Raw genomic sequence first — 18,696 nt, 5'->3', positions numbered from 1 at the left:
TCAGACACCGGTCGCGATGAGTTTGGTTTCGGTGTATTCCTCGAAGCCGAGGACGCCCATTTCCCGGCCGATGCCGGACTGCTTGTAGCCGCCGAAGGGCGCGTCGGCCGAATACCAGATGCCGCCGTTGACGCTGAGCGTCCCGGTGCGCACGCCCTCCACTACCGCGCGCAGCCGCTCGGGATCGCGTCCCCAGACAGAGCCGGACAGGCCGTAGGGGGAGTCGTTGGCGATGCGGACGGCATCCGCGTCGCCGTCGTGCGGGATGACGGTGAGGACGGGCCCGAAGATCTCCTCCTGGGCCACGGTGGAACTGTTGGGCAGCCCCGTGATCAGGGTCGGCTCGATGAACCAGCCGCCGGCGCGCTCGGGGCGCCCGCCGCCGGTGACGATGGTGCCGCCCTCGGCGCGCGCGATCTCGAGATAGCGTTCGACGCGCGCCAGCTGCCGTTCGGAAATGAGGGGGCCGCAGACGGTTCCGGGTTTCGACGGATCCCCGGGCTTGATCCCGGCCAGGGTGCGCGCGGCCGCTTCGACCGCCTGATCGTGCAGTTCACGCGGCACCAGCAGCCGGGTGCTGATTGCACAGCCCTGCCCGGCGTGCACGCACACCCCGAACGCCGCGTAGCTGACCGCCGCCGCGATGTCCGCGTCGTCCAGCACGATGAACGCCGATTTCCCGCCCAGCTCCAGGAACACCTTCTTCAACGATGTTGCCGCAGCGGCCATGACGGCCCGGCCGGTCCGGGTCGACCCGGTGAACGAGATCATGTCCACTCGCGGATCGGTGACCAGCTGGGCGCCCAGCCCGTGGTCGTCGGAGGTGACGATATTGACCACCCCGGCCGGAATATCGGTCTCCTCGGCGATGATTCGTCCCACGGCCGCCGCGCACCACGGCGTATCGGGCGCGGGCTTGAGCACCACGGTGGTTCCCGCCGCGAGCGCCGGGCCCAGTTTGGCGAAGTTGATCTGGTGCGGGAAATTCCAGGGCGTGATCGCCCCGACCACGCCGATGGGTTCGCGGCGCACCCGCCGCGCGCTCTTGATCCCCATGGGTGAGGCGATGCCGAGATCGGTTTCCCACGCGTAGTTCTCGGCGAGGTCGGCGAAGTACCCGAGATCGCCGACCGGGCCCTCCAGCTGCGGCCCGCTGGTCAGCATGCGGGGTGCGCCGGCCTCGGCGATGGTGATCTCGCGTAGTTCCTCGAGGTGCCCGCGCAGCGCGTCCCGCAGCTGCCGCAGGCAGGCCGCGCGAAATCCCGGATCGCGCGACCAATCGGTGGTGTCGAAGGCGGTACGGGCGGCGGCGATGGCCGCGTCCATATCGGCGGCGTCGGCATTGGCGGCGTAGCCGAGGGTTTCCCCGGTGGCGGGGTTGGCGGTGGTGAACACACCGCCGCCGCCGGGCGTCAGCTTGCCGCCGATCAGCAGGTGCGAACCGCCGTCGGGGACGAGATCGCTCGGGCTCATAGGTAGCTCCCATGCTGTCCGGACACGTGTACGGACTATAGGTTCGTGGCTCGGATACGCGCAAGAACCTGTTTCAGTTTGCGCGGACTTTGCCGATTCGGTTCGCGGGATTCCGTTGTCAGGCGATCCCGTCGCTAGTACCGTACAGACACATGTCCAGCTACGTGTCTCCGTTGCTGGAAAACGTTCATCGGCTCCGATGAACGCGTTATCGAAGACGAGGTGCAGACACCATGACCGCAGCCTCCCTAGAGCCGCTGCTGTTCGACCCCTACGACTACCGCATCCACGAGGACCCCTACCCCGTGTACCAGCGGTTGCGCACCGAGGCGCCGGTGTACCACCACCCCGACCTGGACTTCTGGGCACTGTCCCGGCACGCCGACGTGACCGCCGGGTTCCGCGACAACATCCGGCTCTCCAGCGCCAACGGCGTCTCCCTGGACCCCGCCGCCTGGGGTCCGCACGCGTGGCGGACCATGTCCTTCCTGGCCATGGACGATCCGCGGCACCTGCGCCTGCGCAAGCTGGTCTACCAGGGCTTCACGCCGCGCCGGGTCACCGAGATGAGCGATCGCATCCGCGACATCACCCGGCGCTACCTCGAACCCGCACTGGCCGGAGGCGATTTCGACTGGATCGACGCGGTGGCGGGACGGGTCCCCATGGACGTCATCTCCGAACTGCTGGGCGTCCCCGAATCCGATCGCACCGAACTGCGCAGGCTCGCGGACCTGCTGGTGCATCGCGAGGAGGGCGTGCTGGATGTGCCGGTCGCGGCCATGGAGGCCGCCCTGCAGCTGGCGGGCTACTACAACGAGATGCTGGTGGCCCGGAAGCGGCAGCGCACCGACGATCTGACCTCGGCCCTGCTCGACGCCGAGGCCGACGGGGACCGGCTCACCGACGAGGAGATCCTCGGATTCATGTTCCTCATGGTGGTCGCCGGGAACGAGACCACCACGAAACTGCTGGGCAATGCGCTGTATTGGGCGGGCCGCAATCCCGGCGAGTACGCCAAGGTCGCCGCCCATCCGGAACTCGTGGCGGACTGGGTGGACGAGACGCTGCGTTACGACGCGTCGAGCCAGATTCTGGCCCGCACCGCCGCCGACGACCTCGAGTACTACGGGCAGACGATTCCGCAGGGCGCCAAGGTGCTGCTGCTCGTCGGTTCCGCCAATCGTGACGCCGCCGTCTTCCACGACCCGGACCGCTACGACATCGAACGCGCCGACAAGGGCGGACTGATCAGCTTCGGCCGCGGCGTGCACTTCTGCCTGGGTGCGCACCTGGCCCGGCTGGAGGCCTCGATCGTGCTGGGGGAGTTCGCGGCTCGCGTGCCCGCCTTCGGCATCGGTGAATCCGGTTGCCAGCGCGTGCATTCGGTGAATGTGCGCGGTTTCGCCCACCTGCCCGTCTCCGTGGAGGTCCGCCGATGACCCGTTTCCCCGCACATCCCGGCCGCCGTCCCGCCATTGTCGCGGGCGCGTCCTCCGGCATCGGCGCCGCCACGGCGGAAGCCCTTGCCGCCCTGGGGCATCCGGTCGCGCTCGGCGCACGCCGGGTGGAGATCTGCGAGACCCTCGCCGAGAAGATCCGCGCGGCCGGCGGTGAGGCGTTCGCCGGACGGCTGGACGTCTCCGACACCGACTCGGTGCACGAATTCGTGACCGCCGCCGAAGCAGCGCTGGGCCCCACCGAGATCCTGGTCTCCGGTGCGGGCGACCTCGAATTCGGGCAGGCCTGGGAAATGGATCCCGACGTCTTCGAATCCCAGGTCCGCGTGCATCTGGTCGGCGCGCAGCGCCTCGCGCACCGGGTGCTGCCGGGCATGATCGAACGGCAGCGTGGCGACTTCGTCGTCATCGGCTCCGACTGCGCGGTCCGGGTGCGTCCCGGCGCGGGCGCGTACAACGCGGCCAAGACCGGGGTGGAGGCCTTCGCCGCCCAGCTGCGCATGGAGCTGGAGGGCACCGGGGTGCGCTCGTCCATCGTCCGCCCGGGGCAGACCCTCACCGGCATGGGCATGCAGGCCACCCCGGAAGTTGTCGGCCCGCTGCTGGAGAACTGGGTGAAATGGGGCTTCGCCCGGCACCCGCAGTTCCTGCGGCCCGCCGATCTCGCGGCGGCCGTGACCGCGGTCGTCTCCACCCCGCGCGGCGCGCACCTGGTGCTGGTGGAGGTGCAGCCGGAAGCGCCGATCCAGGACAGGAAGGACGCCTCCTGATGCGACTGATCGTCGATCTCGATCTCTGCCAGGGCCACGCCGTCTGCCAGGACGAGGCCCCCGAACTCTTCCAGGTGCCCAAACAGGGCCAGGTCCGGATCCTGCGCCCCGATCCGGGCGCCGACCTGGAGGCGGCCCGCGCCGCCGTCCGCTACTGCCCGACCCAGGCGTTGTCGCTGGTCGACGACAGCGCCACCGAATAGCGCAACCCGAACAGAAGGAGGCCGCGGTGAGCTGGTCCCGCGACGAACTCGACGAGATGATCCGCCGCTGGGTGGACGAGAACAAACAGTGTGAGGCCCAGGGCGATTGGAGGCCGCTCGAGCACTTCTACACCGAGGACGCCACCTACGGCTGGAACTACGGCCCGCAGCAGGAGTTCATGGCCGTCGGCCGCGACGAGATCCGTGACATCGCGCTCGGCCAGGAGATGTTCGGCCTGGAGGGCTGGACCTATCCGTATCAGGAATTCGTGGTCGACGAGCGCAGCGGCAGCGTCATCGGCTTCTGGAAGCAGGTCAACGAGGGCCGGCGGGCGGATGGCCGGCCCTACAGTCCGGAAGGCATCGGCGGCAGCTGGTTCCGCTACGCGGGCGACTTCCAGTGGTCCTGGCAGCGCGACTTCTTCGACTTCGGCAATGTGACCGCGCTTTTCGTCGAGATGATCTCGAACGACGCGCTGTCGTCCGGGATGCGCAAGCGCATGGAGCGGGCCATGACGGGCGAACCGCTGCCCGGCTGGTACCCCGTCGGAAAGGGGCCGGTGCCCCTGTGGTGAGCAGCAGATTCGAAGCCCTGACCAGATCCGAACTGGCCCTGCTGGTTCCGGAGCTGCTGCTGTGCGGCCACCTCATCGACCGCTCCGGCATGGCGCACGTGCTGGGCGCGCTCGGCCGGGAGGGCATGACGGCGGTGGCCATCGAGGAATGGCAGCTGGCCAGCCCGGTCTACACCCGGCGCATGCGGCGGGCGCTCGACATCACCGGCGACGGCGTGGACGCCATCTTCAAGGGCTTCCAGCTGGATATCGGCGCGCCACCGCAATTCATGGACTTCCGCTTCCGGGTGATCGACCACGACCACGGCGAATTCCACCTGGACCACTGCGGCGCGCTCGCCGACGTGGAACCGATGGGCACCGAGTTCGTGGTCGCCATGTGCCATGACATCGAAGACCCCACCTTCGACGCGACCGCACTGGCCACCAATCCCTACGCGCAGGTCCGCCCGGTGCACCGCCCACCCCGCGAGCCTGCCGACCGGAAGCCCGTGTGTGCGTGGACGGTCACCATCGATCCCGCCCACGAGCCGCCGGTTCCGCCCGACGACGCGCAGGTGGTGGCCGGATCCGAGGCCGCCGCCACGGTATTGGCGCCCATCGACCCGGAAGATCCGGGACAGCACGACTATTCGGGCCCGCTGCTGAGCGATCTGCCCTTCGCGGACTTCTCCCGCTCCGCGCTCATCCGGATCGCCGACGAGGTGTGCCTGCAGCACCACCTGCTCACCCTCGGCTACAAGACCGCCGTCGAAGCCCGGACGAAACCCGAAGTGGCGCTGGATATCCTGCGCAAGCAGTGGACGGGAATCGCCGGCCTCACCTCCGAACGCATCCGCACGGCGCTCGGGCTCGGCGACGATGCCGCGGCGCTGGCCAAGGTGCTGCGGCTGCATCCGGCCTTCAATCCGGCCGCCTACGTCGACATCGAGGTCGCCACCGAGACCACCGGCGGCGAACAACTGGTGGAACTGCGGATCGGCCGGGGCTGCGGCGCGATCGACGACGGCGCGTGGCCCGCCCTGCTCGACCCCGAGCACCTGGCCCCGCTCGACGCTCTGGTGCGCGGGGTCGACCCGCGCTTCCACACTCGCGTCCGCTCCGTCGACGAGTGCGGCCTCACCCTCGAAATCGGTTGTGCGGACCTGCCGTACCGCGAGGCCGACGAGGTCGCCATCACCCGGTTCAGCTCCGGGGCCGCCTTCACCTTCACCGACCGGGGCATCCCGCTGCCGCTCACCGTCCTGTAGCCGGAACACACCAGGAGATACGGCCATGGCGTGCACTTTCGCCGACCTCTACGAACACTCGGCCGACGCCGTGCCGGACCGGACCGCCGTCATCGAGGGCCCGCGCCGGCGTACCTTCGCCGAACTCGACGCCCGCGCCAACCGGCTGGCCCACCACCTAGCCGCCGCCGGCGCGGGACCGGGGACCCACGTCGGCTTCCACATGCACAACAGCATCGAGGGTCTCGAAACCCTGCTGGGCTGCTACAAGATTCGCGCGGTGCCGGTCAATATCAACTACCGGTACCGCGCGGAGGAACTGCGCTACGTCTACGACAACGCCGACCTCGAGATGGCGGTGCACCACCGCTGCTACGCGCCGCTGATCGAGGAGATCCGGCCGCAATTGCCGAAGCTGCGGCACACCCTGGTGGTGGAGGACGATCAGGGCGGCGCGGGGCTGCCGACCGCCTCCATCCCGTACGAGCAGGCGCTCGAATCCGGTTCGCCCGACCGGGATTTCGGGCCGCGCAGCGCCGACGACCACTTCATCATGTACACCGGCGGCACCACCGGCCTGCCCAAGGGCGTCATCTGGCGGCAGGAGGACATGTGGCGGGTGCTCGGCGGCGGCATCGACTTCTACACCGGTGAACCCGTCGCCGACGAGTACCAGCAATCCCGCGCGGGGGCCGAGAACCCTTCGCCCATGACCTGGTTCGTGCTGCCGCCGCTCATTCACGCCGCCGCCATGATGCCCACCTTCACCGCGCTGTGGTCCGGCAACGCGGTGCTGTTCCAGCCGCGCTTCGACGCCGACGAGGTGTGGCAGGTGGTGGCGCGGGAGCGGCCCCAGGTCCTGGTGGTCACCGGCGACGCCATCGCCCGGCCGCTGGTGGACTCCTACCGGGCCGCGCCGGTGGACGCGTCCTCGCTGATCTCCATCGGCTCCGGCGCGGCCCAGCTCACCCAGCCGGTGAAGAACGCACTGCTGGAACTGTTCCCGAACACACTGGTCACCGAATCCATCGGCTCCTCCGAAACCGGTTTCGGCGGTATCGGATTCGCGCAGAAGGACGACGACCCGGCCCGCGCGCCGCGGGTGCACACCGGGCGCGGGGCGCTGGTGGTGGACGACGCCGGGCGGCCCGTCGCGCCGGGCGGCGAGGGCTGGGTGGCCAAGACCGGCAATGTGCCGATCGGCTACTACAAGGATCCGGTCAAGACCGACAAGCTCTTCCGCACCGTGGACGGGGTGCGCATGGTCATCACCGACGATCGCGCGCGTGTGGAGTCCGACGGGTCGGTCACCCTGATCGGCCGCGGCAACATGGTCATCAATACCGGCGGGGAGAAGGTCTTCCCGGAAGAGGTCGAGGCCACCGTCAAGGCCCATCCCGCGGTCTACGACGCGGTCGTCATCGGGGTGCCGCACGAGCGCTGGGGGCAGCTGGTGGCGGCCGTGGTGTCGCCGGCCGCGGGCGCGATCGACTTCGCCGCGCTGGCGGAGCACGTGCGCGCGCGTCTCGCGGGATACAAACTGCCGCGGCGGATCTGGGTGGCCGAGACCGTCGCACGCACGCCGAGCGGCAAGCCCGACTACCGCTGGGCCAAGGGTTATGTGGCCGAGCGGGGACCCGACTACGAGGCGAGGTGAAGAAACTCGGTGAAACGACCGGCGTCCGTCACTGAAACCTGTTCTAATTCTGGCATGGAGGCGCATACCGTACTCGGCGAACAGGTCCGCATGCCGGTGCAGATCCGGCACGCGGACGCCTGCTCGGCGCTGTTCCTCGTCGACGCGGCCGCGGCCCGCGACCTGCTCACCGGCACCGGGCTGGAGCCGATCACGACGCTGCCCGGAAGGGCCGTGCTCTCCCTGGCCTTCGTCCGCTACATCGACGGGGACCTCGGGCCGTACCACGAATTCGCCTTCTCGCTCATGGCCAGACAGCCGGGCCGCAAGAACAGCACCGGCGCGTACATCCACTGGCTGCCGGTCAACCAGAGCTTCACCTGTGAAGCGGGACGGTCCATCTGGGGCTTTCCGAAGCTCATGGCCGATATCGACATCACGCCGGACGGGCGCGGCCACCGCTGCGAGGTCCACGTCGACGGGCAGTTCGTGCTCGCGCTGCGGGTCGCCGACGGCTTCCGCATGCCCGGCGGCGCCGGCGGGGCATCCATCGACGCGTACACCGCCCGCAATGGAATCCTGCGGCGCACACCGTGGGTCATGAATCCGGCCCAGGTCCGGGGACGGCCGGGCGGTGCGCGGATCGAACTCGGAAACCATCCGGTCTCCGAGCAATTGCGGGCGCTGGGACTCCCCGCGCGCGCACTGTTCTCCAGCCGGATCGGCACACTCCGCATGACCTTCGAGGACGCCGCGACGGTATTGCAGACCCGGGAGGTCCGATGAGCCGGACAGCACTCGTCACCGGAGCGGCCAGCGGCATGGGCCGCATCGTCGCGCAGCGACTCGCCGCCGCGGGCTGGCAGGTGGCCGCGGTCGACCTGAACGCCGACGGCCTGGCCACCATGGCCGCGCGCTCGCCCAACACCCACACCTACGCGTGTGACGTGTCGGATTCCGCGCAGGTTCGCGCCGTCGTCGACAAGGTGCGCGCAGAACTGGGCACCATCGACCGCCTGGTGCACGCGGCCGGCATGGCCCACGTGCACGCCTCCGTGCTGGACCACGACGTGGCCCAGATCCGGAAGATGATGGACATCAACTACATCGGCACCGTCAACCTCTGCCAGGCCGTCACCCCCGCCATGAAGCAGGCCGGCGCGGGCACCGTGGTGCTGTTCGCCTCGCTCGCAGGCTGGCTGCCCTCACCCGGCATGGCCGGATACACGGCCTCCAAGCACGCGGTGGTCGGCTTCGCCGACAGCCTCTCCTACGAACTGCACGACACCGGCGTGCGGCTGCTCGTGCTCTGCCCGCCCATGGTGGAGACCCCGTTCCTGGACGCGGTCCGCAAGGAGAACGCCAGCGTGCTCGGCAATGCCGGCGGCGCCACGCCCGAGAGCATTGTCGACGCGCTGGAAAAGGCACTGGCCAAACCGAAGTCGCCGCTGTTCGTCTTCCCCGGACAGGCGCGGCCGGCGTATCTCATGCGGAGGCTGCTGCCCGGCCTGGCGCGTGCCATCGTCCGGCGCACGGTGCACCCCACCGAGTAATCCCCCCCGAACGTGGATGCCGGCACGTGCTCCGATCGGCATCCGCTCCCGGCGCTGGGCAGCCGGCCCTGCGGCTGCCCAGCGCCGAAAACCGTTCGGCCGGCGCCGGAAACCAGCTACCGCGCAGCAATAATTCGGTGGCGCACCCTCTCCCCACCAGGCACTCTGGGCTGTCTGCACTGCTCGAAGCACCTATTCGAGAGGGGATGGATGAGTTCGCGCACATCCGCTGTCAGGCTGGTTCTGCGCTACTACGGCCGGGAAATGGCCCGGCGCAAGGCAATCACGATTCCGGCCATGCTGGGGCCCGCCCTCGGCAATATCTGCCAGCTCTACATCGCGCCGCTGCTGGTCGCGGTGGTCGTGGGCAAGGTGGCCGCCACCGGTGACTCCTCGTTCGGCACGCTCGCGCCGTACGTGATCGGGTTCGGCGCGCTGCTGTTCATCGCGGAAATCTGCTGGCGGGTGGGCATCCACTGCCTCAACCGCCTCGACGCCTATGGCATCGAGAGCCTCTACAACACCGCCATGGACGAATTGCTGGCCAAGGATTCGGCGTTCTTCCACAACAACTTCGCGGGCTCGCTGACCAAGCGCGCCCTGAGCTTCGCGACCCGGTTCGAGGAGTTCGCCGACACCTTCGCCTTCGAGATCGTCGCCGCCCTGGTGCCGCTGAGCTTCGCCTCGGTGGTGCTGTGGCGCTACGACCCGATGCTGGTCGTCGTGCTGCTCGGTCTGATCGCGGTGAGCGGCGCCGTGGTCGCCCCGCTGATCCGGCGGCGCCAGCACCTGGTCGACGACCGCGAGGCCGCCATCGCGCGGGTGTCGGGCCACGTTTCCGACACCCTGTCGAACATGCAGGCGGTGCGAGCCTTCGCGGCAGAACCGCAGGAGATCGACGAGCATCGGCGGCGGGTGGCGGTGCAGCGGCGAAAGTCGTTGCGGTCCTGGGACTACAACAACCTCTACATCGACACCGCGGTCACGCCGCTGATGGTGATCGTGAACGTCTCCGGATTGCTGATCGCGCTGGGCATCGGCGGCGGGCACGCCTCGGTCGAGGTGATCATGGTGGCCTTCACCTACTACTGGAACGCCACCGGCATCATGTTCCGGTTCAACCAGATCTACCGGCGGCTGGAGAGCTCCACCACCGAGGCCGCGCAGTTCACCGAACTGCTGCTGGAATCGCCGACGGTGCTCGACACGAGTGAGCCGGAACCGCTGTGCCCCAAGGGCTCCGGCATCCGGTTCGAGCGGGTGGACTTCGCTCACGCGGGTGCGCCGCCCCTGTTCCGCGGGCTGGATCTGGATGTCGCCAGTGGCGCGCGCATCGGCCTGGTCGGCCGGTCGGGCGGCGGCAAGAGCACGCTCACCCAGCTGCTGCTGCGCATGATGGACGTCGACGGCGGTGTCATCCGTATTGGCGGACAGGATATTTCGCGCCTGCGTCAGCGGGATCTGCGCAGCCTGCTGTCCTACGTGCCGCAGGACCCGGCCATGTTCCACCGGTCGCTGAGCGACAACATTCGCTTCGCCCGGCCCGAGGCCACCGACGAGGAGGTGCGGCGCGCCGCCAAGGCCGCGCACGTCACCGAATTCGCGGACGGGCTGCCCGAGGGCATGGAGACGCTCATCGGCGAGCGCGGCGTGAAACTCTCCGGCGGGCAACGCCAGCGGGTCGCGCTCGCGCGGGCCATCCTGCGCGACGCCCCGATCCTGCTGCTGGACGAGGCCACCAGCGCCCTCGACTCCGAGAGCGAAATCCTTGTGCAGCAAGCGCTCTGGGAGTTGATGGAAGGGCGTACGGCGCTGGTGGTCGCGCACCGGCTGAGCACGGTGGCCGGAATGGACCGGCTGATCGTGCTCGATCGCGGGCGGATCGTCGAACAGGGCAGCCACGAGGAGCTGCTGCGCGGCGAGGGTACGTACGCGCAGCTGTGGCGGCACCAGTCCGGCGGCTTCCTCGGCGAGGAGCTGGCCGCTCGCTGACGGTGAGGTGGCGATGTGAGAGGTCCGTCGCCACCTCAGCTCCGGGGGACAGTCCCCGGAATTCCTAGTTGCCCTGGAAATTCGGCTTGCGCTTCTCGGCGAAGGCGCGCGGGCCCTCCTTCGCGTCGTTGCTGCGGAAGACCGGCAGGCCGACCTTGGCGTCGATCTTGAACGCCTCTTCCTCGTGCATGCCCTCGGTGTCGCGGATGACCTTCAGGATCGCCTGCACGGCCAGCGGGCCGTTGTTGTTGATCAGCTCGGCGATCTCCAGCGCCTTGTCCAGCGCGGTCCCGTCCGGCACCACGTGGCCGATGAGGCCGAAGTTCAGCGCCTCGGCCGCGGTGATGTGGCGACCGGTCAGCAGCAGTTCCGCGGCGACGGTGTAGGGGATCTGGCGCGGCAACCGCACCGCCGAGCCGCCCATCGGGAACAGGCTCCACTTCGCCTCGGAGACACCGAACTTGGCGCTCTCGCCGGCGATGCGGATATCGGTGCCCTGCAGGATCTCGGTGCCGCCCGCGATGGCCGCGCCCTCCACCGCCGCGATCAGCGGCTTGGTCAGGCGACGGCCCTTGAGCAGACCCGGCATGCGGGACGGGTCGAACGCGCTGCCCTCCTTCATGCCGTCGTCCGGGCTGCGCTTGTTCATGTTCTTCAGGTCCGCGCCCGCGCAGAACGCGCCGCCGGCACCGGTGAGGATGCAGGAGCGGATCTCCGGATCGTTGTCGACGGTGTCCCACGCCTCGGTCATGATCGCCAGCATCTCGCCGGTGAGGGCGTTTTTGGACTTGGGGCGGTTCATGGTGACGATCAGCGTCGCGCCGCGCTTCTCGACCAGAGCGTGCGGTTCGGTGTTGCTAGGTGTTTCAGCAGTCGCTGCGGTCATCGCCGACCCTTCTTTCCACATGGGCGAACCAAGATTCCGGCACGAAACTACCCCGCGCCGTTGTCCTGAACAATAACGTGTTCTAGTTTGGATCATGGTGACCGCCGTCACGGGCGGCAAGTAGTGGAGAGAGTCCCATGAGCACAACGAGCAAGGCGAAGCTTCCGCCGCGCGTCACGGAATCCCTCATCAACCGGCTGACCGCGATGGTGACGGCGGGCCAGGCCGGCGAGGCCCGCGAGCCCTTCGAGATGGTCGAGGTCTACACCGGCGACGTCGTCGGCTACCTGCCGCAGTCCTCGCCCGAGGACGTCGAGGCCGCCGTCGAGATCTCTCGCGCCGCCCAGAAGGAATGGGCCGCCCGGCCGCTCAAGGACCGCCTCGCCGTATTCGAGCGCGCGCACGAGCTGATTCTCTCCGAGATCGAGACCATCGCGGACCTGATCCAGATCGGCTGCGGCAAGGCGCGGCGGATGGCCATCGAGGAGGCGTGCGATACGCCGATGGTCATCGCCCACTACCTGAAGACCGCCGAGAAGACCCTCAAGCCCAAGAAGCGCAGCGGCCCGATGCCGGTCATCACCTCCTCCACCGAGGAGCACCGGCCCAAGGGCGTGGTCGCGGTCATCGCGCCGTGGAACTTCCCGTTCGCCATCTCCATGTCCGACTCCACCCCGGCGCTCATGGCCGGCAACGGCGTGATCATGAAGCCGGACAACAAGACCGCGCTGTGCACCCTCTACGGCATCGAACTGCTGCAGCAGGCGGGCCTGCCGCGCGGGCTCATCCAGGTGGTCTGCGGCGGCGGCCCCGACGTCGGCCCCACCCTCATCGACAATGTCGAGTTCGTCATGTTCACCGGCTCCACCGCCACCGGCCGGACCATCGGTGAGCAGGCCGGGCGCAACCTCATCGGCTGCAGCCTGGAACTCGGCGGCAAGAACCCGATGATCGTGCTCGACGACGTCAACCTCGACGAGGCCATCCCCTCGGCCGTGTTCGCCGTCTTCGGCAACACCGGCCAGGCGTGCATGCACATCGAGCGCATCTACGTCCACGAGCGCATCTACGACGAGTACCTGCGCCGCTTCGTGGCCGCCGCCGAGGACCTCGCCGGCAAGATGGGCGCCGGCTACGACTTCGATCCCGAGATGGGCTCGCTGGTCTCGGTGGACCACATGAAGCGCGTCGCCTCCCACGTCGACGAGGCCCGGGAGAAGGGCGCGACCGTCGTCACCGGCGGCAACCCCCGCCCCGACATCGGCCCGGCCTTCTTCGAGCCGACCGTCCTCACCGGCGTCACCAAGGACATGGCCCACGCCACCATGGAGACCTTCGGCCCCGTGGTCAGCATCTACAAGTACAGCACCGAGGACGAGGCCGTCGCGCTCGCGAACGACACCGCGTACGGCCTCAACGCCAGCATCTGGACCGGAAACATCGACCGCGCAACGAAACTCGCCGAGCGCGTCGAAGCCGGCGCCATCAATATCAACGACGGCTTCGTCACCAGCTACGCCGCCAAGGGCACCCCGTCGGGCGGCGTGAAGCAGTCCGGCGTCGGCACCCGCCACGGCGCGGCCGGCATTCTCAAGTACACCGACACCATCAATGTCGGCGTGCAGAAGAAGCAGATCATGGCGGCCCGCGCCAACATGCCGTACGAGAAGCAGCTCAAGTCCACCCTGGTCACGCTGCGCCTCATGCGGCGCCTGCACCTGGGCTGAAAGCCGTTCCACCGCACAGGGTCCCGGCCGGGTGGCCGGGACCCTGCGTGCGTTCGGGTCAGGGTCGCTGCGCGGTCAGCGACAGCCGCGCCACCCCGATGATGTGCGAACCCATCGAGAACGACGCGACCGTCGGGGTGGTCGCCGCGGGCAGGTCCAGCGTCGGGGTGTCCAGGGCCAGCACGGAGATCTGGTAGGTGTGCGGCCGGTCGCCGGCGGGCGGGCACGGACCCAGGTAGCCGGGGACACCGGCGTCGTTGGCGCCCGCCACACCCGTGGTGCCCGCGGTGAAATCGGTTGCGGCGGCCGGGATGTCCCAGTTCATCCAATGCCAGAAGCCCGCGCCGGTCGGCGCGTCCGGGTCGAACATGGTGACCGCGAAGCTCTTCGCTCCGGCCGGAGCGCCGGACCAGTGCAGGCGCGGGGCGTGATTGGCGGCCGTGCAGCCGAAGGCGCCCGCGTAGAAGTCGGCCGGGAAGGCTCGGTCGGCCGTGGCGTCACCGGTGGTGACGGTGAACGGGGCGGCCGACGCGGGGACCACGGCCCGAACCTGAACGGACGGAGCCGGATTCGGGCTCGGAGTCGCGGCGGACGAAGCCCGGTCGCTGCCGCAGGCGGCGGCGGACAGCAGGGCCGCCACGGCGAAGGTCGCGGAAACGATGCGTGCGGTGCGATTCATGGCGGTTCTCCTCGTCGTTCGACTGACGAGAAGAGACTCTCGGAATCCGGTACCGCCAGGGAGATCGTCCGCACCCTGGTATCCCGCATGCCACCCGGCCGCACCCTAGGCTGAGGGCCGGGAGCCCGGGCGGTGCCGGGGCTCCGGCGAGAAGGAGTGCGAGCGTGGACACTACGACATCGGGAAGGGAGCTGGGCGCCTTCCTGCGGGCCATGCGGGAACGGCTGGCCCCCGAACAGGCGGGACTGCCGAACGTCGGGCAGCGGCGCACTCCGGGCCTGCGACGGCAGGAGGTGGCGCAGCTCGCGGCGGTCAGCGTCGACTGGTACATCCGCCTCGAACAGGGCCGCGTCGGCACCCCCGGCGCCGCCATCCTCGACGCCCTCGCCGACGCCCTGCGGCTCACCGACGCCGAGCGCGCGCACCTGCACCTCATCGCCCGCGGCGCCCAGCCGCCCACCCGCCGCCGACCGGCCGACCCGCCGGAGTCGCTGCGCGCCATCCTCGACGGCCTGCCCGCGCTCCCGGCCTACCTGTCCGACTTCCGCCTCGACGTGCTGGCCCGCAACACCGCCGCGTCGGCCCTGTTCGGCCCGGGCTTCGAACCCGGCATCAATGTCGCCCGCCTGACCCTGCTCGATCCCGCCACCCGCGCCACCCAGCTGGACTGGGACCGGGTGGCCCGCGAGACCGTCGGCAACCTGCGCCGCAACCTGGCCCGCCACCCCGACGACCCGCGCCTGCGCGAGGTGATCGGCGAATTGCGCACGGACAGCCCCGAATTCGCCACCTGGTGGGACGACCATGCGGTTCAGGACCGCAGCCACGGCACCAAACGCATCCGGCATCCCGCCGCGGGCGACCTGACGGTCTGCTACGACAACCTCACCAGCCCGGACGGGGCCGACCACAGCATCACGGTCCTCACGCCCGTGGACGCGACGTCCGCCGCCGCCCTGCGCGCCATCCTCACCGACCACGCGGACCGCCTGGGCGGCACCCGCCTTCGTCCGGTCGCGGGCTGAGGACCGAAAACCAACCCCGAAACACGCTCCCTGAAAAACACGCGGGGTCCCTGAAAAACACAAAACCCCCGGCTCTCGAAAGAGCCGGGGGCCGAGTTGTGTCTCAACCACACAGTCGGGGTGACAGGATTTGAACCTGCGACCTCTTCGTCCCGAACGAAGCGCGCTACCAAGCTGCGCCACACCCCGTGAAGCGAACGTGCAGTAGCTTAGCGCACCCGTCGTCCAGACGTTAAATCGGCTGGTCAGGTGCTCTAAAGCAGGCGAAAAGTGGCGAACAGCTTACGCGCGAAATCGGCCGTGACCGAGCGATCCACGCCCGTGTCGGCGAGGATCACCAGCACCAGCGAACCCTTGCCGGCGCCCACGCTGAGGGCGAAGGTGTAGACCGAATAGCCGGTGGCGCATCCCGCGGGAGCGGTGAAGCCGCCGCTGGTCTCCAGGAAGGTGCCGTGCAGCTGGCCGTCGCTGGTGTCGAGGGGTTGCGCGGTGCCCGCGGTGAGCGAGGTCTTGGTGGTGTAGCCGATGCGGGCGGCGTGCGCACCCACATCGGTGGCCGCCGCGGTCGCGTCGGAGATATCCGAGGTGGACAGGAACATGGTGGTCCGCACATTGCTCGGGCAGTAGTCCGAGCCCTCCTCCGCGAAGCCCGCCGCGGGAATGCTGTCGGTGCCGTTCCCGTAGGTGGTGGCGGTCAGATCGGTCTTCCAGTCGCTGGGGATGTCCCACGCGGCCTTCAGGTCCTTGGGCACGTCGACCTGATAGCCGGGAATCTGGGGAGTCAGGGTGGACGCCGGGGCCGTGGTGCGCGGCGTGGTGGCGGGCGCGCTGGTGATCGAGGTGGGCTTCGCGGCGGTCGGGGTGGGGCCTTTGCCGGAATCGTGCATCACGATCACGATCGCCACGACGGCCACGATCGCCACTACGAGCGCGCCCACGCCCGCCAGCAGCCACGCCCGCCCGCGATTGCCGCCCGGCGGGGGCCCGAAGCCGCCCGGTTGCGCGGCGAAGGGGGACGCGCCCGTGCCGTACGAATTCGCGCTCGGCGGAACGGGATTCGGCCCGGACCGATAGGGCGAGGACTGGTAGGGGTTGGGTCCCGACTGGTACGGGCTCGGGCCCGGCCGCGGTCCATTGCCCGAGGCCGGACCAGGTCCCGGGATCGGATTCGGCCCGGAGGCATTGGGATTCGGGCTCGGATGGGGATATGGGGACGGTGGGCCGGGCTGGGGCCGTTCGTGCACCGGCCCCTGCCACCAGTCCCCGCTGGACGTCGTCTTCTCCGGATCGATGTCCTGGCCGTCGGTTTCACCGCTCATCGTCGGACCCCCTGTGACGAGTCGTGCCGCCTACTGGATCGGGCGGATACTGGCGAGAATCTTCTTCGCCAGCGTCGCGTCCACGGACTGGTCCACCCCGGTGTCCGCGGCGATGGTGAACACGAAAGCGCCGCTGTCGCCGGGGAAGGCGAAGGTGTAGACCGAATACGTCGAGGCACAGCCCGCCGCCGGAGCCGGGGCAGCGCCCTTGGTCTCCATGTAGATGCCCTGCAGCTGCCCGTCCGAGGACTGGAACGACTCCGCCGCGCCGGGCGTCGCACCCGTCGACGTGGACCAGCCGATGCGGCCCATCCGGGTGCCGATGTCGGCCGCCGCCCGCGCCGGATCCGTCTCGTCGGACTGGGTGAGAAAGATGTTGGTGCGCACGTACTTCGGGCAGTACTCGATGCCGTCCTGCGCCAGCCCGGCCACCGGAATGCTGTCCGTGCCGCTGCCGAAGGTGCTCTGCCCGGTGCCGTCCACCTTCCAGCTCTGCGGAATGTCGTATGCCGCACCGTTGTCCGGGATCGTGACCACCTGATACCCGGGGATCACCGCGGCGGGCGTGCTGGTCGCCTTCGGGGCGGTGGTCCTGGCGGTCGTCGGCCGGCCCGACTGGGTGGGCTTGGCCGCGGTCGAGGTGAGCGCGCTGATCAGCGACGGCGTGGTGTTCGACTTCGCCGAGGCGTCGTTCGAGTTCCGGTGCACCAGCGCCACGACCACCACCGCGGCGATGATTGCCAGCACCAGCACGCCGACACCGGCGAACAGCCATACCCGGCGATTGCCGCCACCGGGCGGCGGGGGATAGGGCGGCTGCTGGCCATAGCCGGGCTGCTGGCCGTAGCCCTGCGGTGCGCCGAACGCCTGGGTCGGCGGGTACTGGGTGGGACCGGGCGGATAGGGCTGGCCGTACGGACCACCGGTGAGGGGGGCCGTCGGCTGCGGCTGCCCGTAGCCCGGCTGCTGCCAGCCCGGATTGGGTTGCGGCGCACCATAACCCGGCTGCGGCGATTGTTGCGGCTGCTGCCAGGTCTGATCCTGTCCGGGCACACCCTGCCACCAGTCCGGATCGGCTTCCGGACGGCCGGGCTCGTTGCTGTGGTCGTTTCCACTGGTCACGGTTGCCCCCTGACTGACGACTACATACCGCGCTGTATATCGCGGCGGGCGCTCACCGCGCGACAGCCTCCGACGACGCGGTGCGACCCCGGCCCGACTCGGCGACCGGCTTCTTCGGCGGCGCGCCGACCAGCGTCAGCAGCGTCGCCTCCGGGCGGCAGCAGAACCGGTACGGAGCCCAGGGCGAGGTCCCCAGACCCGCCGACACATGCAGCCGGGTGTGCGCGCCCCAGCGCGAGGCGCCCTTCACCCGGGCTCGGTCGATCCCGCAGTTGGTCACCAGGGCGCCGAAGCCCGGCAGGCACAGCTGCCCACCGTGGGTGTGGCCCGCCATCACCAGGTCGTAGCCGTCGGCCGCGAATCGGTCCAGTACCCGCGGCTCCGGCGAGTGGGTGAGCCCGATGCTCAAGTCCGCCAGCGGATTCGGCGCACCCGCCACGGTGTCGTAGCGGTCCCGCTGCAGATGCGGATCGTCCACGCCCGCCGTCGAGATCCGCACCCCGGCGACCTCGATATCGCGGCGCACATGCGTCAGATCCAGCCAGCCCCGCTCGGTGAACGCGGCCCGCAGATCCTGCCAGGGCAGCGGATCACCGTAGACCCGCTTGTGGTCCTTGTTGAAGTACTTGAACGGGTTCTTCGGCACCGGCGCGAAGTAATCGTTCGAGCCGAACACGAAAATGCCGGGACGCGCGAGCAATCCGCCCAGCGACTGCACTACGGCGGGCACCGACTTCTGGTGCGAGAGGTTGTCCCCGGTGTTCACCACCAGATCCGGCTCCAGCCGGTCCAGCTCCCGCAGCCAGGCCTGCTTCAACTGCTGCCCGGGCATCATGTGCAGGTCGCTGATGTGCAGCACCCGTAGGGAGGGCTTGCCCGGTTCCAGCACCGGTAGTGTCGCCTCACGCAGCGTGAAGGCATTGCGCTCGATGAGCGTCGCGTATCCGATTCCGGCGACCGCGGCCCCGGCGGCTCCGAGTGCGGCACGGCTGAGGGCGGAGGTCGAGAAGACGGGCATTTGCCCAGAATAGGCGACCCGGCGGAGAA

The 18,696-nt window shown here is 69.4% G+C and carries 17 protein-coding genes and 1 tRNA gene; 11 read left to right on the top strand and 7 right to left on the bottom strand.

Annotated elements, in window-relative coordinates; translation table 11 throughout:
- Positions 1 to 1,473 (bottom strand): aldehyde dehydrogenase, encoded by a 1,473-nt coding sequence (locus ACFXIV_RS07605; RefSeq protein WP_379393376.1) that lies wholly within the window; start codon positions 1,471 to 1,473, stop codon positions 1 to 3.
- A gap of 233 nt (positions 1,474 to 1,706) precedes the next feature.
- On the opposite strand from ACFXIV_RS07605, the gene ACFXIV_RS07600 reads away from it, so the two are divergent.
- The 9 genes from ACFXIV_RS07600 to ACFXIV_RS07560 all read left to right on the top strand — a co-directional run bounded on the left by ACFXIV_RS07600 (position 1,707) and on the right by ACFXIV_RS07560 (position 10,891).
- The gene (locus ACFXIV_RS07600) at positions 1,707 to 2,915 is read left to right on the top strand and encodes a cytochrome P450 (protein WP_379393378.1); all 1,209 of its coding nucleotides are present in this window, start codon (positions 1,707 to 1,709) and stop codon (positions 2,913 to 2,915) included.
- A complete protein-coding gene (locus ACFXIV_RS07595; protein WP_379393380.1) occupies positions 2,912 to 3,703 on the top strand; it encodes an SDR family oxidoreductase in 792 nt (263 codons plus the stop codon). Before ACFXIV_RS07600 ends, ACFXIV_RS07595 begins: the two co-directional genes overlap by 4 nt.
- Complete coding sequence (locus tag ACFXIV_RS07590) at positions 3,703 to 3,906, top strand: ferredoxin (protein WP_379393382.1); 204 nt, start codon at positions 3,703 to 3,705, stop codon at positions 3,904 to 3,906. Before ACFXIV_RS07595 ends, ACFXIV_RS07590 begins: the two co-directional genes overlap by 1 nt.
- Positions 3,907 to 3,962: 56 nt before the next feature.
- On the top strand, positions 3,963 to 4,481 hold the full coding sequence (locus ACFXIV_RS07585; RefSeq protein WP_379393628.1) for a nuclear transport factor 2 family protein: 519 nt from the start codon (positions 3,963 to 3,965) through the stop codon (positions 4,479 to 4,481).
- Positions 4,478 to 5,731 (top strand): hypothetical protein, encoded by a 1,254-nt coding sequence (locus ACFXIV_RS07580; RefSeq protein ID WP_379393384.1) that lies wholly within the window; start codon positions 4,478 to 4,480, stop codon positions 5,729 to 5,731. Before ACFXIV_RS07585 ends, ACFXIV_RS07580 begins: the two co-directional genes overlap by 4 nt.
- A gap of 25 nt (positions 5,732 to 5,756) precedes the next feature.
- Entirely contained in the window at positions 5,757 to 7,367 is a 1,611-nt protein-coding gene (locus tag ACFXIV_RS07575) for an acyl-CoA synthetase (RefSeq protein ID WP_379393386.1), read from the top strand.
- A gap of 54 nt (positions 7,368 to 7,421) precedes the next feature.
- The gene (locus tag ACFXIV_RS07570; protein ID WP_379393388.1) at positions 7,422 to 8,132 is read left to right on the top strand and encodes an acetoacetate decarboxylase family protein; all 711 of its coding nucleotides are present in this window, start codon (positions 7,422 to 7,424) and stop codon (positions 8,130 to 8,132) included.
- Entirely contained in the window at positions 8,129 to 8,899 is a 771-nt protein-coding gene (locus tag ACFXIV_RS07565) for an SDR family NAD(P)-dependent oxidoreductase (protein ID WP_379393390.1), read from the top strand. Before ACFXIV_RS07570 ends, ACFXIV_RS07565 begins: the two co-directional genes overlap by 4 nt.
- A gap of 210 nt (positions 8,900 to 9,109) precedes the next feature.
- On the top strand, positions 9,110 to 10,891 hold the full coding sequence (locus ACFXIV_RS07560; protein ID WP_379393392.1) for an ABC transporter ATP-binding protein: 1,782 nt from the start codon (positions 9,110 to 9,112) through the stop codon (positions 10,889 to 10,891).
- Between the two features lie 64 nt (positions 10,892 to 10,955).
- Here the strand turns inward: ACFXIV_RS07560 and ACFXIV_RS07555 are convergent, their stop codons facing one another.
- Positions 10,956 to 11,777, bottom strand: coding sequence for a crotonase/enoyl-CoA hydratase family protein (locus ACFXIV_RS07555; protein WP_379387676.1), 822 nt, complete (start codon positions 11,775 to 11,777; stop codon positions 10,956 to 10,958).
- 137 nt (positions 11,778 to 11,914) lie between these two features.
- Between ACFXIV_RS07555 and ACFXIV_RS07550 the strand changes: the two genes are divergently transcribed.
- A complete protein-coding gene (locus tag ACFXIV_RS07550) occupies positions 11,915 to 13,504 on the top strand; it encodes a succinic semialdehyde dehydrogenase (RefSeq protein ID WP_379393394.1) in 1,590 nt (529 codons plus the stop codon).
- A gap of 58 nt (positions 13,505 to 13,562) precedes the next feature.
- Here ACFXIV_RS07550 and ACFXIV_RS07545 read toward each other — a convergent pair whose 3' ends face one another.
- Positions 13,563 to 14,183: a YbhB/YbcL family Raf kinase inhibitor-like protein gene (locus ACFXIV_RS07545; RefSeq protein WP_379393396.1), complete on the bottom strand. Its 621-nt coding sequence runs from the start codon at positions 14,181 to 14,183 to the stop codon at positions 13,563 to 13,565.
- Positions 14,184 to 14,347: 164 nt separating this feature from the next.
- On the opposite strand from ACFXIV_RS07545, the gene ACFXIV_RS07540 reads away from it, so the two are divergent.
- Positions 14,348 to 15,208: a helix-turn-helix transcriptional regulator gene (locus ACFXIV_RS07540; RefSeq protein WP_379393397.1), complete on the top strand. Its 861-nt coding sequence runs from the start codon at positions 14,348 to 14,350 to the stop codon at positions 15,206 to 15,208.
- 115 nt (positions 15,209 to 15,323) lie between these two features.
- Here ACFXIV_RS07540 and ACFXIV_RS07535 read toward each other — a convergent pair.
- From ACFXIV_RS07535 to ACFXIV_RS07520, 4 genes are all read right to left on the bottom strand, one after another.
- Positions 15,324 to 15,397: transfer RNA gene (locus ACFXIV_RS07535), tRNA-Pro, on the bottom strand.
- A 65-nt stretch (positions 15,398 to 15,462) separates the two neighbouring features.
- On the bottom strand, positions 15,463 to 16,527 hold the full coding sequence (locus ACFXIV_RS07530; protein WP_379393399.1) for a hypothetical protein: 1,065 nt from the start codon (positions 16,525 to 16,527) through the stop codon (positions 15,463 to 15,465).
- 30 nt (positions 16,528 to 16,557) lie between these two features.
- A complete protein-coding gene (locus ACFXIV_RS07525) occupies positions 16,558 to 17,649 on the bottom strand; it encodes a hypothetical protein (RefSeq protein ID WP_379393401.1) in 1,092 nt (363 codons plus the stop codon).
- A gap of 52 nt (positions 17,650 to 17,701) precedes the next feature.
- Entirely contained in the window at positions 17,702 to 18,667 is a 966-nt protein-coding gene (locus ACFXIV_RS07520; RefSeq protein WP_364621542.1) for a metallophosphoesterase, read from the bottom strand.
- Positions 18,668 to 18,696 lie beyond the last annotated feature (29 nt).

This window comes from Nocardia sp. NPDC059236, from assembly GCF_042754085.1.
Lineage (GTDB): Bacteria > Actinomycetota > Actinomycetes > Mycobacteriales > Mycobacteriaceae > Nocardia.
Note: the sequence above shows the minus strand (reverse complement) of the source record. Positions and strands in the feature narration are given on the sequence as shown.

Bases quoted from the DNA above. Each gene is read 5' to 3' on its own strand.
- ACFXIV_RS07605 (WP_379393376.1), bottom strand. From the start codon at position 1,473: ATGAGCCCGAGCGATCTCGTCCCCGACGGCGGTTCGCACCTGCTGATC.
- ACFXIV_RS07575 (WP_379393386.1), top strand. From the start codon at position 5,757: ATGGCGTGCACTTTCGCCGACCTCTACGAACACTCGGCCGACGCCGTG.
- ACFXIV_RS07590 (WP_379393382.1), top strand. From the start codon at position 3,703: ATGCGACTGATCGTCGATCTCGATCTCTGCCAGGGCCACGCCGTCTGC.
- ACFXIV_RS07585 (WP_379393628.1), top strand. From the start codon at position 3,963: ATGATCCGCCGCTGGGTGGACGAGAACAAACAGTGTGAGGCCCAGGGC.
- ACFXIV_RS07595 (WP_379393380.1), top strand. From the start codon at position 2,912: ATGACCCGTTTCCCCGCACATCCCGGCCGCCGTCCCGCCATTGTCGCG.
- ACFXIV_RS07520 (WP_364621542.1), bottom strand. From the start codon at position 18,667: ATGCCCGTCTTCTCGACCTCCGCCCTCAGCCGTGCCGCACTCGGAGCC.
- ACFXIV_RS07560 (WP_379393392.1), top strand. From the start codon at position 9,110: ATGAGTTCGCGCACATCCGCTGTCAGGCTGGTTCTGCGCTACTACGGC.
- ACFXIV_RS07530 (WP_379393399.1), bottom strand. From the start codon at position 16,527: ATGAGCGGTGAAACCGACGGCCAGGACATCGATCCGGAGAAGACGACG.
- ACFXIV_RS07555 (WP_379387676.1), bottom strand. From the start codon at position 11,777: ATGACCGCAGCGACTGCTGAAACACCTAGCAACACCGAACCGCACGCT.
- ACFXIV_RS07550 (WP_379393394.1), top strand. From the start codon at position 11,915: ATGAGCACAACGAGCAAGGCGAAGCTTCCGCCGCGCGTCACGGAATCC.
- ACFXIV_RS07570 (WP_379393388.1), top strand. From the start codon at position 7,422: ATGGAGGCGCATACCGTACTCGGCGAACAGGTCCGCATGCCGGTGCAG.
- ACFXIV_RS07565 (WP_379393390.1), top strand. From the start codon at position 8,129: ATGAGCCGGACAGCACTCGTCACCGGAGCGGCCAGCGGCATGGGCCGC.
- ACFXIV_RS07545 (WP_379393396.1), bottom strand. From the start codon at position 14,183: ATGAATCGCACCGCACGCATCGTTTCCGCGACCTTCGCCGTGGCGGCC.
- ACFXIV_RS07600 (WP_379393378.1), top strand. From the start codon at position 1,707: ATGACCGCAGCCTCCCTAGAGCCGCTGCTGTTCGACCCCTACGACTAC.